General features: G+C 44.8%; 15 protein-coding genes and 2 pseudogenes. 10 read left to right on the forward strand and 7 right to left on the reverse strand.

All coding sequences use genetic code 11. The features are described from left to right. Positions 1 to 123: 123 nt before the first annotated feature. Positions 124 to 714, reverse strand: coding sequence for a TetR/AcrR family transcriptional regulator (locus MKY82_RS14480; RefSeq protein ID WP_194542397.1), 591 nt, complete (start codon positions 712 to 714; stop codon positions 124 to 126). A 254-nt stretch (positions 715 to 968) separates the two neighbouring features. Between MKY82_RS14480 and MKY82_RS14485 the strand changes: the two are divergent. From MKY82_RS14485 to MKY82_RS14505, 5 genes and pseudogenes are all read left to right on the forward strand, one after another. Then, positions 969 to 1,544: pseudogene (locus tag MKY82_RS14485) on the forward strand (NAD(P)H oxidoreductase). Between the two features lie 45 nt (positions 1,545 to 1,589). Further along, positions 1,590 to 2,222, forward strand: coding sequence for a nitroreductase family protein (locus tag MKY82_RS14490; RefSeq protein ID WP_220685484.1), 633 nt, complete (start codon positions 1,590 to 1,592; stop codon positions 2,220 to 2,222). Between the two features lie 3 nt (positions 2,223 to 2,225). Continuing rightward, positions 2,226 to 2,690 carry a VOC family protein gene (locus tag MKY82_RS14495; protein ID WP_194542399.1) on the forward strand — a complete coding sequence of 155 codons (465 nt, stop codon included), beginning with the start codon at positions 2,226 to 2,228 and terminating at the stop codon, positions 2,688 to 2,690. A gap of 56 nt (positions 2,691 to 2,746) precedes the next feature. Next, positions 2,747 to 2,890 (forward strand): annotated as a pseudogene (locus MKY82_RS14500) (IS200/IS605 family transposase); the annotation flags it as partial. Positions 2,891 to 3,012: 122 nt separating this feature from the next. Continuing rightward, the gene (locus MKY82_RS14505; RefSeq protein WP_339296396.1) at positions 3,013 to 3,561 is read left to right on the forward strand and encodes a DinB family protein; all 549 of its coding nucleotides are present in this window, start codon (positions 3,013 to 3,015) and stop codon (positions 3,559 to 3,561) included. A 131-nt stretch (positions 3,562 to 3,692) separates the two neighbouring features. On the opposite strand, the gene MKY82_RS14510 is transcribed toward MKY82_RS14505, so the two are convergent. Both MKY82_RS14510 and mscL read right to left on the reverse strand, forming a co-directional pair. Continuing rightward, positions 3,693 to 4,154 (reverse strand): OsmC family protein, encoded by a 462-nt coding sequence (locus MKY82_RS14510; RefSeq protein WP_339296397.1) that lies wholly within the window; start codon positions 4,152 to 4,154, stop codon positions 3,693 to 3,695. 191 nt (positions 4,155 to 4,345) lie between these two features. Further along, on the reverse strand, positions 4,346 to 4,744 hold the full coding sequence (gene mscL, locus MKY82_RS14515) for a large conductance mechanosensitive channel protein MscL (protein WP_339223715.1): 399 nt from the start codon (positions 4,742 to 4,744) through the stop codon (positions 4,346 to 4,348). A gap of 482 nt (positions 4,745 to 5,226) precedes the next feature. Between mscL and MKY82_RS14520 the strand changes: the two genes are divergently transcribed. Continuing rightward, positions 5,227 to 6,717, forward strand: coding sequence for an Lsa family ABC-F type ribosomal protection protein (locus MKY82_RS14520; protein WP_339296398.1), 1,491 nt, complete (start codon positions 5,227 to 5,229; stop codon positions 6,715 to 6,717). Positions 6,718 to 6,870: 153 nt separating this feature from the next. Here MKY82_RS14520 and MKY82_RS14525 read toward each other — a convergent pair whose 3' ends face one another. From MKY82_RS14525 to MKY82_RS14540, 4 genes are all read right to left on the reverse strand, one after another. Continuing rightward, positions 6,871 to 7,554 (reverse strand): DUF1796 family putative cysteine peptidase, encoded by a 684-nt coding sequence (locus MKY82_RS14525; RefSeq protein ID WP_339296399.1) that lies wholly within the window; start codon positions 7,552 to 7,554, stop codon positions 6,871 to 6,873. Positions 7,555 to 8,015: 461 nt separating this feature from the next. Continuing rightward, on the reverse strand, positions 8,016 to 8,903 hold the full coding sequence (locus MKY82_RS14530; protein ID WP_339296400.1) for a TetR/AcrR family transcriptional regulator: 888 nt from the start codon (positions 8,901 to 8,903) through the stop codon (positions 8,016 to 8,018). A gap of 94 nt (positions 8,904 to 8,997) precedes the next feature. Further along, positions 8,998 to 10,452, reverse strand: coding sequence for an alpha/beta fold hydrolase (locus MKY82_RS14535; protein ID WP_339296401.1), 1,455 nt, complete (start codon positions 10,450 to 10,452; stop codon positions 8,998 to 9,000). A gap of 52 nt (positions 10,453 to 10,504) precedes the next feature. Then, a complete protein-coding gene (locus MKY82_RS14540; protein WP_339296402.1) occupies positions 10,505 to 11,965 on the reverse strand; it encodes an MDR family MFS transporter in 1,461 nt (486 codons plus the stop codon). A 193-nt stretch (positions 11,966 to 12,158) separates the two neighbouring features. Here MKY82_RS14540 and MKY82_RS14545 point away from each other — a divergent pair, with 193 nt between their 5' ends. The 4 genes from MKY82_RS14545 (at position 12,159) to MKY82_RS14560 (ending at position 15,923) form a co-directional block, all read left to right on the forward strand. Next, entirely contained in the window at positions 12,159 to 12,713 is a 555-nt protein-coding gene (locus MKY82_RS14545) for a sigma-70 family RNA polymerase sigma factor (RefSeq protein ID WP_339296403.1), read from the forward strand. After that, complete coding sequence (locus MKY82_RS14550) at positions 12,700 to 13,911, forward strand: DUF4179 domain-containing protein (protein ID WP_339223725.1); 1,212 nt, start codon at positions 12,700 to 12,702, stop codon at positions 13,909 to 13,911. The genes MKY82_RS14545 and MKY82_RS14550 overlap by 14 nt, the downstream gene beginning before the upstream one ends. Positions 13,912 to 13,941: 30 nt before the next feature. Beyond that, positions 13,942 to 14,889 carry a DUF5643 domain-containing protein gene (locus MKY82_RS14555; RefSeq protein ID WP_339223727.1) on the forward strand — a complete coding sequence of 316 codons (948 nt, stop codon included), beginning with the start codon at positions 13,942 to 13,944 and terminating at the stop codon, positions 14,887 to 14,889. 71 nt (positions 14,890 to 14,960) lie between these two features. Continuing rightward, on the forward strand, positions 14,961 to 15,923 hold the full coding sequence (locus MKY82_RS14560) for a DUF5643 domain-containing protein (RefSeq protein WP_339296404.1): 963 nt from the start codon (positions 14,961 to 14,963) through the stop codon (positions 15,921 to 15,923). Positions 15,924 to 16,184: the final 261 nt, after the last annotated feature.

A 16,184-nucleotide genomic window follows, 5' to 3' on the forward strand; every position in this document is an offset into this window, starting at 1 on the left:
AGACGGTGCTTCAGAATACAACGATCATGAAGAACGTTAAGGTACATTATTCGATGAAATCGATGAGATCCGTTAACAAATATGAACAAGCAGGCAGTCGATCAGAAGGATCGGTTGCTTTTTTTATTTTCTAAATATTAGCTCACTAATTTTTGTGAGAAACTTCGCCCATTTCTCTTGAAACTGCGGGTCGCCGGGTTCGAGGCCCGTTATCATCTTGGTAACATCCCCATAGACAAGTGGGTAAGTAGTCAAAGCAGAGATTGCCAACGTTAGCAATTCGGGGTCTAAATCCTCTGATATAAGACCTGCTTCTTGCTTCAATTTGATATCTTCCACGTAGGATTGAAGAGTTTCTTCTCTTCTTTGTTTTCTTGCAGCTTGTTGCGGCTGTGTTTCAAGAGCTTCCCAAGCGGTGAACCTTAAGAAATCCATTCTAGTTTGACTGAAAATTCGGAACCGATGCTCCGCAATATCCACTGGATTAGGAGGGAAGATAGCCCAATCCGGCGTATCGACTTTCAATTGATCTAGAACAGCCACTAATAGTTCTTCTTTTCCCTTAAAATAATGATAAATCAGTTGCTTTTTTACATCAGCGTTTTTTGCAATGACTTCTATCCGCGCACCTGTATATCCCTTATCGAAAAACTCTTTTCTTGCGGCCTCAAGAATATTCTTTCGTGTACGTTCGGCATTTCGAATTTCCCCCATTGTAGTACCTCCGTTCCCATGCTAGTTAATATGAATGATACATTCTAAATGAACAGGAGTCAAGTTCAACTGAAATTTTATTAAGTTCTACTTGACACTTGTAAAGTTATAATTTAACATTTGGTCAGTATCCGCGATTTCCACTTTGTTCCATTATGGTGGATAGACTGAAGGCTTGTTGCCGAGGTCCAAACCAATGTAAGCGGCGCTGCAGTCATTATGACAATCACGAGAGAAAGGAGGTTGAATCCCGTTTGAAGATACTAACCGTCGTAAGCCATCCGAGAACGAATTCTTTAACCTTTGCGGTTTCTGAGAACTTTGTACAGGGTCTTACAGATTCAGGGCATGAAACGGAAGTTTTGGATTTACACCGCATCCATTTTAACCCCGTATTATGGGAGGCTGATGAGCTCGATTGGTCTGCTGACCATAAAGTCTATTCGTCGGAAGTAGAAACTGAAATGGAACGGATGAAGTAGCATGATGCATCTTGCTTATGTATCTCGATTTGGTGGTACAGTGTACCAGCTATGCTAAAAGGGTATATCGATCGCGTATGGAATAATGTTTTCGCGTACGGTTCAAGTAAGCTACATCATAAACGGGTGTTATGGATTGGTCTGGCTGGCGCCCCGGCAGAGCATTTTGAGAAGAGAGAGTATGACACATTGTTCGCTAACCATCTGAACATCGGAACTTCCAACTATACGGGAATATCCAACTCCAAGGTAGAAATTTTGTACAATACCTTGGATTCAAACCCGGAACATCACCATAAGTTGCTGAGTCAAGCTTATGAGCTTGGCCGGAACTTTGGACATCAATGAAAGATAAAATCGGTGTATCAAACATTAAAAAGAGGTGTAATTAATATGACGACAGTAGCAGAAAACAATGTTATCCATGTTATGAAACAACGCAGCAGTATTCGTAAATATCAACAAGGGGTCGATATTCCTCAAGAGACGCTGAATCAGATTTTAGAAGCAGCGGCCACCGCTCCTTCAGCATGGAATCTTCAGCATTGGAAGTTTCTTACCATCCAGGATCCGGAAAACAAAAGTCGTATACTGCCTATCGCATATAATCAGCAACAAGTTGTTGACGCTTCGGCAGTAATTATTGTACTCGGTGACACGAAAGCGAATGAAAATGCTGAGATCGTATATGGGGAAACAGTTCGTGCAGGCTTCATGACAGAGGAAGTTAAAAATCAAATCGTCAGCTCTATAGATAGTTATTACGATAGCAACGAACATGCCGGGACACATGATGCTATTCGAAATGCAGCCTTTGCAGCAATGCAGCTTATGTTAGCCGCTAAGGCGCATGGAATTGATTCAGGCCCAATGGGAGGATATGATGCAGAAGCTTTAAGGAAAGAATTAAATATTCCTGATCGTTATATTCCGGTGTTAATGTTAACTTTAGGTTATGCTGAACAACCGGCGCATCAAACGAATCGCTTCCCCTTGGATCAGTTAGTTATCCGTGAACGGTTTTGATACATGGATAAGAACATTTTAGACACTAACGTCATCGCTCAAATCGGCTTGGTTGTTAATGACATTGAAGCAACGAGTCAGGCATATGCCGATTTCTTCGGCATAGAGAATCCCGGGTGGTTCTGGTCGGATATATTCGATATCGAAAAAACCGAGTATAATGGCATGCCCACGGAAGCGCGAGCAAAGCTATCTTTTTTCAAACTGGGATCGATCCAGCTGGAGTTGATCCAACCGGACCATCATCCGAGCACATGGCGAGAAAGTTTGGATCGGAACGGTGAAGGCTTTCATCATATCGCTTTTCATGTAAATGGCATGAAGGAGAAAATCAGCATACTGCAGCGCAACCAAATCCCCATCCAGCAAAAAGGGGAAAATGCCGGGGCAGATTACGCTTATGCCTACATGGATACGGTTCCTCAATTGAAACTGCTAATTGAGTTGCTTGAACAGGAGAAACGTTAAATTGCTGTAAATGCAGCAACTTTGAAAGCCGCATGGAATGCGGCTTTTTCTGTTGTGACAAACTGGAAAAATTCTAGGCGGAGGGATACTACGTTAGCACGGTAGGCTTAAATGAAGCAAAAGTCGCTAAATGTATTCGTGAACAAAAAGCACATGACCAAGCGGTTGATAAACTGAGTGTAAAGAAGTACGAAGATCCACGGATATTGTGTCTATGTATGAACGATTTGTTGACATTATACAAACGTTATTTTATTATGTTTACAAATTATATAGACAAATTCTAATATTGTTTGCGATAATTATTGAATGGAGGGGCGTTATGCAGGATGGAAAATATTCACCTAATCCGACCGGAGTTATTCGTAGTACTCTTGATTTTCAGTTCCAAATCGCTTGGCAGATGCTCGATTTACATCTAACGGGGCTTCAAGATGAGGAATTCCATTGGCGACCGGCTCCCAAGGGGCTCCATGTTTATCGTCAATCTGGAATCTGGCAGGCGGAATGGCCTGAATCCGAGGAGTATGGAATTGGCCCGCCGAGTATTTCTTGGCTGACATGGCATATCACCTACTGGTGGTCGATGGTACTGAATCATTCGTTCGGCAGCGGGACATTGGTCCGTGAAGACATCCATTCCCTGGGTAACATCCAAGAGACCAGAGATCAAATACATGAAATGAGCTGCGAGTGGAAACGTGAAATGTCGGCTTTGACGGACGATGCGTTCCTTTCTACGGAGCGGACCGTGTGGCCTTTCACGGATAAGCCTTTTCATGAATTGGCTGCCTGGCTAAATCTAGAGATGATGAAAAATGCGGCCGAGATCGGTTATTGCCGTTTCCTTTATGCTGTTCACAAGCAATAATACATGTATCCATGGGACCATAGCATGATCTTTACCTGCGGTATCCTTGAAGAGGGATTCGAAATACGATGTAAAATGAAGGGCTGCTACGTTGCTTATTGCAACCTGGCAGCCCTTAATATGTAGATTAATTAAGAGTTTGTCACTTCGTTCTCGATGACGATGCGATTTAACTTCAAATTTACCGGCGCCGATATCGTATCGCCTACAGGGCACTTACGCTCCAGGAATTCAACGAACTGTTCAACCTTATCGGCGGACGAAGGGGTTTTGATGTAGAAGGTGTATCGAATATCGGAGTATCCTGGGCGTACGTCAGAGCGGTTAAAGAATCCGTCAAGGTCAAGATCTCCTTCTACGTCAACCCGGAAATCTTCAAGGATAACATCGAATTTTGGCGCATATACACGGGCCACGATCGATTGGCATGCCCCCAGGGAGGCGAGCAGAGCTTCAACGGGGTTCATTCCGGTATCCGTACCTCCAAGGCTTTTCGGCTCATCGATGACGAATTCGAACTGCCTTACATTAGTAACAACCTTGACCCCTTCTTTCAAATGGGCAGTTGCCTTGAACGTTTGGACACTTGGCATATAACACATCTCCCTTTTCCTGGACAGGCCCAATCATGGGTGATCTGTCTCTATATTTAAATATATAGTATTATACTAGGTTTAGTAAGGATTATAATTCCAATTAACATGATCTGTCAATAAAATAAGCATAAAACGATAAGGAGAGTGTGCTCTCGTATCGAAAACACACTCTCCAGATCAGTTCCATATTATTTTTCGGAAGCCTTATTTTGTTGTTTCAGCAAATCGCGAATTTCTGTCAACAACAGTTCTTCCTTCGATGGAGCCGGCGGCTCTTCCGCCTTCGTTTCTTCCTTGCGTTTGAAGCGGTTAAGTGTACGGATGAACATGAAGATCGAGAAGGAGACGATCAGGAAGTCCACGACCGTTTGAAGAAATACTCCATACGTCAGGGTTGCATCCCCGATGGTCGCTTTTAGTCCTGATAGATCCACTCCGCCAAGAATCAATCCAAACACCGGCATGATGATATCACTCACCAAGGAGGATACGATTTTGCCAAAAGCAGCACCAATGATAACCCCAATGGCTAAATCCAGCACGTTACCCTTAAGCGCAAAGGTTTTAAATTCTTTTAACAAATTCATAATACGTCACCTGCTTTTCAATCCAAAATGTAGGGCGGCCATTAATCTACCACTCGAAATATCCTATCAGCAACTAGTAGAATGCGCAAGATCGTTAAGTCGTATCTTTTTTTACGGAAACGTAGGTGAGCGGCCGCTTGCCCGTACAGGTTGACCAATAGGTGGCATTCATGATAAGTTTTTTAATATTCGCAAGATAACGAGATCGAATGAAGGAGGGATAAAGCGATGACTGAGTTAGAGGTTGTAGATGTTTATGTGAACCTGTCGATACTAGGAAGCATAAGACAAGGTTCACACCATAACCAATCAGATACCGGAACTTTATCCTTCTATACTTATACTCAGGCAATTTAGCGATGGTTTGATCTTCGCTTGTTTCTTTATGGTATAGTTGGTTAACGTAGCGTAGAACGCACCGGATTTCTGGTGTTTCTGCGCTTTTTTTCGTTCTGAAATTTTGCCATAGAGGGATGAGGAAAATGTCATTAATCAATGTTTCTAACCTTTCGTTTGCTTATGATAGCAGCTATGATCCGATATTCGAACAGGTGAGCTTTCAAATCGATACCGATTGGAAATTAGGATTTACCGGAAGAAACGGCAGGGGGAAAACCACGTTTCTCAATCTGCTGCTAGGCAAGTACGAATACAGCGGGAATATTTCGGCCTCCGTGAGCTTCGAATATTTCCCTTACCATGTCAAGAACAAGGAGTATCTCACTCTGGATATCATCGAGGAGATCTATCCGGAGTATGTTCATTGGCAAATCGTGCGCGAGCTTAACTTGTTAAAGGTTTCGGAAGATGTACTGTATTGGCCTTTTGCGTCATTATCCAATGGAGAACAGACCAAAGTAATGCTGGCTGCGTTGTTTATCAAGGAAAACCGCTTCCTCTTGATTGACGAACCAACCAATCATCTGGACATGCATGCGAGAAAATTGGTCAGCGACTATCTCAGAAAGAAAAGCGGATTTATTCTGGTGTCGCACGATCGATCATTCCTGGATCACTGCGTAGACCACATCCTGTCGATCAATAAAACCAATATCGAGATCCAAAAAGGCAATTTTTCCGCATGGTGGGAAAATAAAAAGCGACAGGATCAATATGAGCTTGCCAGTGATGAGAAACTGAGGAAAGATATTAAACGTTTAACCGATTCTGCCAGGAGGACGGGGAAATGGTCTCACGAAGTGGAAAAGTCCAAAAACGGCACCAGAAATTCAGGCTCCAAAGTGGATAAAGGCTATATCGGCCATAAGGCAGCTAAAATGATGAAACGCTCCAAAAACCTGGAACAGCGACAGCAGTCCGCCATTGAGGAAAAATCAAAGCTTCTTAAAAATATCGAGAGTTCCGAGAGTCTGCAGATGTTCCAACTCGATTATCATAAAAAACAGCTGGTCGAGCTGGAGCGTGTCTCTATTTCATATGGCCCTAAGACGGTGTGTGAAAACCTGAGTTTTGCGATTGAAAAAGGGGACCGAATTGCCCTCTCGGGCAAAAACGGTTCTGGAAAATCCAGTATCCTTAAATTGATATGCGGAGAAGAGATGCAATACACGGGCCAGTTCAGCAGGGATAACCAGCTTAAGATATCTTATGTGTCCCAGGACACGTCCCACCTACAAGGCAGCTTGACGGACTATGCTATAAGCAGCGAGATTGATGAAAGCCTGTTTAAATCCATACTACGAAAGCTCGATTTCTCCAGACTTCAGTTTGAAAAGGATATTTCGACCTATAGCGGGGGACAGAAGAAGAAGGTGCTGATCGCTAAAAGCCTTAGTGAGCATGCTCATTTGTATGTTTGGGATGAACCGCTTAACTTTATCGATGTGATCTCTCGCATGCAGATCGAAGAGTTATTGCTCGGATATGCACCGACGCTTCTGTTCGTGGAGCATGATCGTGCATTTTGCGAGAATGTGGCAACCAAGATCGTTGAGCTTGATGGCAATCCATGAAACTAACGAAGAATGTTATCCCCAGATGGAACGAGAGTATGATTAAGCTGGTCAAGTATCTTAATAAGTAATATCAAAAAAAAGCTGCCCGCTTATTAGCGGCAGCTTTTTTGCGTTTCGTTGTCATATCCAACAGAAGCTCTTACAGTTTACTTAGTCCTTCCAGTAGCCGGTCAAATAAAGCCCTTCCATCGCGTGATTCCAAATGGATTCATCATTAGGACGGTCGATGGGAACCTGGAGGGTGCAAACGCCGTCGATCCCCCAATCCAATTCTTGCACATTTTGAATATCATGCATGGTTCGAAGAAAAAGTATATTACACGTGCCGGCTACGAACGAGGATAAGACGGCATGAAGCAGAGCAGCCTCCGGGGCATTCACTTCCCCCCACCTGATAAACAAAACGGATCGGCTGTTGTTTAGAACTTCATAGAATCTGTGAATGCGAAGATTTATCTTCTCTTTATAAGAAGCATACGATTGCGTCCAATCTTGATTGGGCCAAATCGGGAAGTCATGTACGGAGATCATATCATATTGCGTATCCAGTATGAAATGAGCATCATGGTACGGTCTTCCTTCAGCAGGCGTGGCGATTCCATCCTCCAAAAGAGCCGAAGTACCTTCAATCTTCCGCATATGCTCAAGTTCCATAAATCCGATGAAGCGGTTGCTCAATAACCGGGTTACATCCGAAATGGAGTTCGTTATCATCCAATCAAGCGGGAAAGAAAAGCGTCTTAGTTGACGCTGCCGCAAATTGATCGATGGCCCGCACCAGCTGCCCAAGCTGATGATCACATCATAGGCGCCTTTCACATCTACCAGCTTCACATTTGTCACCACTCTCTCATATACGTCTATGATTATCGTATTCAGCCTCTTTTCGGGACGTATGGACATTTATAGGTAGGGAACTGTTTGTTTTGATCGGAGTGTCTTACAAAAATGTAAGCTTGTAGAAAGGTTAATCGATAAGTGAATCTTTCATTATGGTTTAGACTGGGGTTAATGAACATATAAGAAGGTGATATATGATGAGAAATGTGATGATCATTTTATTTGCAATTACAAGCATTATGCTGATGGGGACGTGCAGGGAACTGGAGTTAGAACAAGCAGAATGCGGGGAGATGCATTGAATTGGGGATCAAGCGAAGGTCGAACACATGTAACAACATACGTACCTAAAGAAAAGAAGCCGCAAAGCAAGCAGCTTCTTTTCTTTGAATGATTCCACGGACAGATTCCAATGTGAAGAGACAGAGAGGGCTAGGACTTCCTTGGTTATCCTCTCAATTACTTTCTAGAATCAACTGCTGCAGTTGATTGGTGTAGAAAGTCAGCTCATTCTCCGAAGACAGATCCTTAAGCAGCGCTTGGATTAGAAAGGAACGTGGACGTTCAGCGGTGAACTCTTCCCGCAGCATCGCGGCTACCTCAGACAAGTCTTTTTTTCTGGAGTTCGTGATGGACATATCCGGGATAATCGACTCAATCGTATCCATCAACGCCGTTCTTCGTATTTCTTGCGTATGAGTAAGTGCCTCTAAATCAACCATCGAATATTCCTTCATGAGTTCATCGGTGAGCAGGGGACGGGGAGCACGTTGTTCCAATCCCAGCATGAAATCATCCATTCGCTCAGCAATGAAAACAGCCAATTCCTTTTGAATGAGCGGTTTGAATCCAAACAAGACATGAAAGGTATACTCGCGGATCAATCCGTTAAAGACGGCTGTAGCATCCCATTTCCATTCCTCTATCGAATCCCCGTAATGACGGAGTAAAATATCCTGGTAATAACGAAACATATTCAATTGAAGCTGATGGATGACGGTACCGATCTTGTCACTGTTCGCCGGTGGGAGCTCGTTATGATCACGCGATATGTAATATCCATGCTCGATGAAAAAATCGAACTGATAAGCGATCTCTTCAAGAAATGTTTCCCTGCGGGATAACCCTTTTTTGCGGATCTGTTCTACGGCATCAATCATATCCTGCTGTCGTTTCTCCAGAATACGGATGTATAGCTCTTCTTTGGAACTATAGTATTTATAGATTGAGCCTTTAGCAATGCTGCAATCATCCGCGATATCTTGAATCGAAGTCGCTTGGTATCCTTTTTCGGCAAAGGAACGAATAGCCGATTGCAATATTTTTTCTTTTAACAAACTCATAGCGCGGCCCCCTTAACGATGTACAAATATACCGGATTCGATCACTATCATATCGTTTTTTGCAGAGCTAATCCACAGGCACAAGAAAGGTGCCTCAATCTTGAACGAGCTCGATATCCGGATATTTCTTCGATAGTTCATCCATGGCGTTATGCCGTTTTCCCTTGAGATGCTGGTCAAAGAAAGCAACGCTTACCTCGTTTATGATGTGATGAACCGATTCTGGATCCTCTCCCGGGTTAGGCAGCAGCGGAGAGAACAGATGAAAATCCGTATAACTCATATGGGAAGTATGTGGAATCGTCATCGCGTATCCGCCTCCCTGCAGAGCATTCATGCGACGCCTTACCGTCTCCTCCCAAAAATCTTCGTAATACTCCCGTGTATGGCCGCTTTGCGCCATAGCTTGATCCAGCGAGTTATCGAATATCGACTTGTCGATACTCTTCTCACCATTCATCTGTAGATATGGCTTATTAAGTCCCGTGCTCGGCATAGGTTCTCCATATAAGGTCCCATCCATATTGATCGCAGCCTGGATACGAGAATCCTTCAGCAGCATCTGGGCTGCAGTCGCACCGCCGTAAGAATGCCCGAACATGCCGATTCGTTCCAGATCAAAACGACCGGTAAAACGGTCCTGTTCATCCTGTCTATTCAATTGTTCCAGCCGATTCAAAATAAAAGATACATCCTGAGTCCATAATGTCATGTGCTCGTCAAGCGCTTCAAAACCTGAAAGCTGGTGCTTGTTGATCAAAACCTCCCGGCCGTCCGGGAATACGGTTGCAGCCGCATCATAGGCATGGTCGATTCCAACCACGATATATCCATGGCTGGCCAGCTCTTCGATCTGGAAGGTATTCTGGTTGCGGAAACCCGTCATGCCATGTGAAAAAATCAAGATCGGATATTCCTGCTCCATGGAGGACAGCGGGGCATTGCTGTAGGCATGGGTCTCCACGAGACCCAGATGGCTTAACGTCCAGGCTGGGAAGGACAAGGCCTGTTCGAGACCTTGTGTAATCGCTGTTACATTGCGGATATAGGGTTCGGCTTCTTCCCCCGTTTCGGGCTCGGAAGGATACCATAACTGTACCATCAGCTCACGGTGATCCTTCGGATCGGCAGAGTATTCATCGGGCCGGTCATTGTCAATAAAGTGGTATACCGCAGTTCCCACAGGATAGGGTCCCTGAGGTTGATGAAATGCGAATACAGGGAGCAGGAGAGGCAGTGCGACCATGACTGATGCGTATAGGAACAATACCGTGGTCCATAACCAGGCTAACCATCTTCTCCTGCTCTTCTTACTGGACGGTTTCTTTTCGGGTTTTCTAAAAATGATGACAACCGTCAGGATAACGGAAGCCGCGTAACAAGGAATCATTTGCCACCGGCAATCCTCAACGATGATCTGCACAACCGTAACGATATATAGCGCTATTAACGAGTAGATCAGCCGGCTTTTCTTCGATTTTGGTCCCCAAATCGTAGCTATAGCCAAAGCGATAATGAATAGTATGATAACCATTTCTCCGAATCTCAAGTAAGCTCCTCCTATGTGTAACGGTTATTGTGGTTTATTCGATGTCTGCTGTTCAATGGAACGAAGATTCCTCGGTTATTTGTTTGGGTTTTCTAAGAAACAAGCTGAGAACCAGTCCTACACAAGCAATGCAGGCAGCCAGGAAAAAGGTGTCCGAAAAGGATGCAGCATGGGACTCCATAGGGTTGGTTCCAACAGAGTTACTCGGCAGGCTAGATGTCATCCGGGAAGATAAATATCCCGTGAAGCCGGCTACGGCAAACGAGGCGATGACCTGCTGTGATGCACTTGTGAGCGGAGTAACCCGGCTTACAAGGTGCTTAGGGGTTGCATTTAATACATGCGTATTCAAGGACATCATCGATAACCCCATGCCGGAGCCCATGAAGAACAATACGATCATGATGAGTAGTAAAGGGGTATCGGTTCGAACAAAGGACATCGTGAACAACGCAGCTGTCATCAGCGTCATTCCGGCCACAAGCGGGGGACGTGCGCCCACCTTATCAAAAAGCTTTCCTGCCAGAGGCATAAAGATCATGGAACCGACTGCCTGCGGCAGCAGAATGAGCCCGGTTGTCAGCGGAGTAAAACCTCTAATCTGCTGAAGAAGCAGCGGGAATAGTAGCACGGAGCCGAACATCGCTGCCTGCATGATCCAGGAGATGATGATGCCACGTGTAAAATCAGCCGATCTGAACGCACGCAGCTCAAGCAGCGGTTGTTTATGCCGTAAGCAGGACCAAATGAAGAGAAGCAGCGCAATCCCGCCGATAATGATTCCGGATAAAGTCTTGGCGGAAGTCCAGCTTACCCCTCCCTCACTGACTCCATAAGTAATCATGGCAAAAGCTAAGGGCCCAAGAAGCATGCCGACAATGTCCAGAGACGGAGCTTCCTTTTCTGAAAAGGAAGGCAGATGTCTGATGCCCACGAATAGCCCGATCATGCCAATGGGGAGATTGATCAGAAAGATCCATTGCCAGCTGACAAACTCAATCAGCCATCCGGACAATACGGGACCGAGCGCTGGGGCAAGCAGTAATGGAATTCCAAACATTCCTATGATAGAACCTCTTTTGTCCGGAGGTGCCAAACGGTATACCATGGCCATCCCGATCGGCGATACCATACCGCCACCCATGCCTTGAATAACCCGAAAGGCGATGAGCTGCTCGGCTGTCTGGGCAAAAGCACATAACACGGATCCTATCGTAAACAATCCGATCGATATGAGAAACACCCGTTTGGGCTGAAATTTATCCGACAGCCATCCCGCGAGAGGGATGACCGCGGACAATGCAAGCGTGTATGCGGCGATCGACCATTGAATGGTATGCAGGGGGCTATCAAAATATTGAACCAGCGTAGGTACGGCGACATTGACAACCGTGCTGTCCAACAGGACCATGAAGGTGCCGATGATGACGGCAAGCAATGGCGCAAGGATGTCTTTAATTGCAAAAGCTCTTTCTTCTGAGGTGTTACGAATAATTGCAGATGGATCTGACATGATGGTGAACCTACTTTCTTTTAAAAATTTCGAGATTTGTACTATTTGGTTTTCTGAAAAACCATTGAGTCATTTATAATAGTAACGATGAACGTAATTTGTGTCAAACGGGCACCCATCAAGTTTTTTTCGAAAAATATAACATTTCGGTATACTCGTCCATCTAATCTTATAGAGGGCCCTCAAGAAGGAGATGAATATCGTGCGAGAATTGGAACATGAAGTCAAGAGAGCGCAGCGAGGAGATCTTGAAGCGTTTATCCGGCTCTTCCGGAGGCTGGAACCCGAACTGTATGGCTTGGCGAAGTCCATTCTAAAACGCGATGAAGATTGTGCGGATGCTTTTCAGGAGACAACACTTAAAGCATATAAATCTTTATCTACATTACAAAAACCAAAGTATTTTAAAACCTGGGTGATTCGGATTCTGATCAATGAATGCAATCAGCTGCTTCGAAGCAGAGAGCGTACTGTAGTCATGGCAGAAGTGCCTGAGCGCGTAGGAACAACCAACTATTATGAGGACAGCCACAAACTGGATCTTCGTGAAGCGGTAGAACGCTTAGATGAATCGCTTCGAATCGTTATACACTTGTTCTATTTTCAGGATTTGCCAATTAAGGAAATCGCAAGCGTGCTTGATATCACGGATGGAGCGGTAAGGGCACGTCTTCACAGAGCACGGGGAGTATTGTTTGATCAGGTAAAACAAAATCGGAAGGGGAAGCTGGCCTATGAATCCTTTTGACTTGGACAAAGAACTTCGGGAGATAGGGAAAGTGCCTCAGCGCGAGGTTCCGGATATAATTCGCCGTCATCAGGACGAGGTTTACGCTTCTCTGACAAATCTTCCGATGTTAACGAGATCGAACCAGCAACAGCGTTCCACTAAGATACGCAGAATGGTAGCAGCTACAGCCGCGGCGGCCATGATTGCGGTGATAAGCAGTGCTTACGTTTCACCGGCAATGGCAGAATCGCTAAAAAAAATTCCGCTGATCAGCAGTATTTTCAGGTTAGCCGATGATTTGGGGCTACAAACAGCGGGGGAGCGGGGGTTGGCATCTGAACCGAACGCTAGCGTAACGCATCAAGGTGTGACCCTTCGAATACCGCAGGTTGTATATGACGGGACTCGTTTGTCCCTGGCGGTGAAGCGCGAAGGTGAAGGATTTACCGGGGGGATATCGGATGTTGAAGTTATCCAGGAGGACTTGGATACAACGCATAGATTTCAAAGAGGAGCCATCACCGATGTGGAGATGCTCATTGACGGTACCTCCATCCATGACCCCGGCCTAAGCGATAAACCGGGTCTGATTGGCAAGCCGACTTCGGATCCCAACGTCGTACTGTACGAACTCATAGGATTTTCACATTCAGAAAATCAACATCAATCCCTGCCGGATCAATTCCAGTTAACGGCCAAAATTACGCTTGAAGGAATTGATGCCCCTTATATCTTTAATGTACCTGTTCGGAAAAATACAGATCAAATTACGGTCTCGTCTGGAGAAACAAGAGAATGGAACGGATTTCAAATTACGCTGGAGCAGCTGAAGTTCACTCCAATCACCACAGATCTCATCTTGAATCTGGAACGTACGGACAAGTCAGGAGAGCTTGGGCTTGGTGAGCATCATCTGCTGTTCGAGGTTTGGGATGATCGGGGGAGAGAGCTCGGCCGGATTTCCGGGAAGGGAGTCTACCGGGATGATCGACAACAACAAGAGCTGCTGGAGTTGATGTTTGACCGGTTTGAAGATGCGCCAGAATCCATAACGATCAAGCCATTTCTGCCCGTCTTTCAAGATCCCGCAGCTAACAGCGGCTTGTACAAAGTCGATAGTACCGGAGAAATGGCCAAGGCGTACCTGAAGGAATTGGAGATTACCATTCCAGTGGATCATCTCGGTTTGGATAAGCTCTATGACGTTCAATGGTAAAAATATAAAAAGACATATCAAGGAGATCCTATGAAAAAAAAATGTAAAGTCATGTCTACGGCAGCACTCGCTGCGATGCTTCTTGGGGGAACGGTCTTGGGTCATGCTGACGCAGCCGCCGAGAAAACTAGTGCCAACAGCAATTCTACGCAGATAATGGCTGCTGCTTCAGCTATATCTGTTACCCAATCCGGAATCACTCTTCGGGTAACCAAGGCAGTATACGACGGGAACCATGTCAGCATTACGATCAAACGGAGTGGCAAAGGATTTACTGGTGGAATTACGGAAGGGAAGCTGGATAGTAAGACCGGTGAATATATTATGGAGAAAGGTTCCATCAGCAATATGAACATCCTGATCGACGGCAAATCAATCCATAGTACCGGAAGTCTGTCACAAAGACCGAGTTTAAGCTGGAAAGCAGGCGGTGATCCGAACACAGCGATCATTACCCTGACGGATGCATCACAGCTTGGAGGAAACATCAAGGCTTTTCCCGATAAATTCAAGCTCAATGCCGCTGTTACCCTTGAAGGTGTAAGCAAACCCTTTACCTTGGATATTCCGATACAGAAAGGTTCGAGCAAGCCGGTTGTCTTAAAGCCAAATCTCACCAAGAAATCGAATGGTCTAAGCATGACATTGAACAAGGCTACCCTTACGACTACTTCGACAAGATTACAGCTCATACTAAAAGGTCCTGGCAAGAATTCGATTTCCTTTGATGTTGTGGATGATCAAAGTAGACAGCTTAACATGATCAGTGGCAGGGGGACCGACGAGAATAATAAAAAAGGTGATTACTATTATGATATCCTCCTTGATGGGCTGGGCAAAAATGTGAACTCATTGACCATAAAGCCCTTTAAGCCTGAGCTGGAAGATGACGCCTCCGGTCAATATAAGTTGGACAGCAAAGGCAACATCATCAAACAATACATGAAAGATATTGAGATTCGCCTTTTGGTCAAATAGAGCTCATAAGATAAATCCGGATTAGAAAAGAACAAACATAAAAAATAGAAATCGAATGGAGAGAAAAAAACATGAAAACAATGTATAAAGTAATGAGTACCGTGGCACTGACAGGTATGATTCTGGGTGGAGCAGTATGGGGAACTGCTCAAGCGGCGAGTATAAGGGCAACAAAGCCTCAAGCGTCCAAGAGCATGGTCCAAGACGAATCCAAGGTAGCTAGCGATACCCAACAAGGGATTACCCTTGGAGTGTCCAAAGCATTATACGACGGCAACCATGTTAAAGTTGAACTGCAGCGAAGCGGTAAAGGACTTTCCGGCAGTTTAACCGGTGGCCATTGGGATGAGCAGATGGGTGAATATATCCATGATAAAGGTTCTATCCGCCAAATGGACGTCTTCATTGACGGTAAATCCATACACGAATTTGCGGGAGGGGATTTGTCGAAAAGACCAAGCGTAAGCACATCACCGGGTACAGATGCGAATCATGCGGTTATCATACTGAGCGATGCATCCCTGCTTGGAGGCAACCTTGAAGCGTTTCCTGATAAGTTCAAATTAACGGCTAAAATTGAGCTGGAAGGTGTTCAAAAACCGTTCACGTTGGAGATTCCGATTCAAAAAGTGATGAGCAAACCGGTTGTTCTTCAGCCTAACATAACTAAAAAAATGGATGATCTGCGCATGACGCTAAAGAAGGTTCATTCTACAGCTCACTCCACCCGAATTCAGTTCGTTCTGAGGGGTGGACATGATTCAACGATCCTGTATGATTTCTTTGATAATCAAGGTAATGAACTGGAGCGAATTTCGGGAAGAGGCACCGATGAGAACAACAAGAACGGTGATTACTATTACGACTTTATTCTGGAGGCTCCGGAAGCGAATGCAAAATCGATTGTCATGAAGCCGTTCACGCCTGAATTCAAAGATCCCAATGCAGCTTCAGGCGAATTCAAACTGGATAAGAACGGAGGGATCGTCAAAAATTACTTGAAAGATCTTGAGGTGAGTATCCCTATTAAATAATTCACTAGACTACTCATTTGGAGCAAGTGAAGAAGTGCCCGCAAAATATCTCGACGGGCACTTCTTTTTTATATTTCGCTAAATTACGAAATTTAACCAAAAGTTAACCTAAAATCGCAATGGATAAGAAATATACCTGCATCTGGCATGCAATGCTCTGAAGAGAAATGGAAGTCTTAGAAGCAATCTGGTTTTGACGTTTAATTTACTTATACGAGGGAGTGTACCAATCGATGATTAGCAAAATTGGTCAAATTATGG

Origin of the sequence: Paenibacillus sp. FSL W7-1279 (assembly GCF_037969845.1) — a bacterium.
Classification (GTDB): domain Bacteria; phylum Bacillota; class Bacilli; order Paenibacillales; family Paenibacillaceae; genus Paenibacillus_AQ.

What these genes read in the sequence shown, in the direction of transcription:
- MKY82_RS14490 (WP_220685484.1), top strand. Translation starts at nt 1,590, where the DNA reads ATGACGACAGTAGCAGAAAACAATGTTATCCATGTTATGAAACAACGC.
- MKY82_RS14530 (WP_339296400.1), bottom strand. Translation starts at nt 8,903, where the DNA reads ATGAGTTTGTTAAAAGAAAAAATATTGCAATCGGCTATTCGTTCCTTT.
- MKY82_RS14545 (WP_339296403.1), top strand. Translation starts at nt 12,159, where the DNA reads ATGAATATCGTGCGAGAATTGGAACATGAAGTCAAGAGAGCGCAGCGA.
- MKY82_RS14555 (WP_339223727.1), top strand. Translation starts at nt 13,942, where the DNA reads ATGAAAAAAAAATGTAAAGTCATGTCTACGGCAGCACTCGCTGCGATG.
- MKY82_RS14560 (WP_339296404.1), top strand. Translation starts at nt 14,961, where the DNA reads ATGAAAACAATGTATAAAGTAATGAGTACCGTGGCACTGACAGGTATG.
- mscL (WP_339223715.1), bottom strand. Translation starts at nt 4,744, where the DNA reads ATGAATTTGTTAAAAGAATTTAAAACCTTTGCGCTTAAGGGTAACGTG.
- MKY82_RS14495 (WP_194542399.1), top strand. Translation starts at nt 2,226, where the DNA reads ATGGATAAGAACATTTTAGACACTAACGTCATCGCTCAAATCGGCTTG.
- MKY82_RS14550 (WP_339223725.1), top strand. Translation starts at nt 12,700, where the DNA reads ATGAATCCTTTTGACTTGGACAAAGAACTTCGGGAGATAGGGAAAGTG.
- MKY82_RS14510 (WP_339296397.1), bottom strand. Translation starts at nt 4,154, where the DNA reads ATGCCAAGTGTCCAAACGTTCAAGGCAACTGCCCATTTGAAAGAAGGG.
- MKY82_RS14480 (WP_194542397.1), bottom strand. Translation starts at nt 714, where the DNA reads ATGGGGGAAATTCGAAATGCCGAACGTACACGAAAGAATATTCTTGAG.
- MKY82_RS14520 (WP_339296398.1), top strand. Translation starts at nt 5,227, where the DNA reads ATGTCATTAATCAATGTTTCTAACCTTTCGTTTGCTTATGATAGCAGC.
- MKY82_RS14505 (WP_339296396.1), top strand. Translation starts at nt 3,013, where the DNA reads ATGCAGGATGGAAAATATTCACCTAATCCGACCGGAGTTATTCGTAGT.
- MKY82_RS14540 (WP_339296402.1), bottom strand. Translation starts at nt 11,965, where the DNA reads ATGTCAGATCCATCTGCAATTATTCGTAACACCTCAGAAGAAAGAGCT.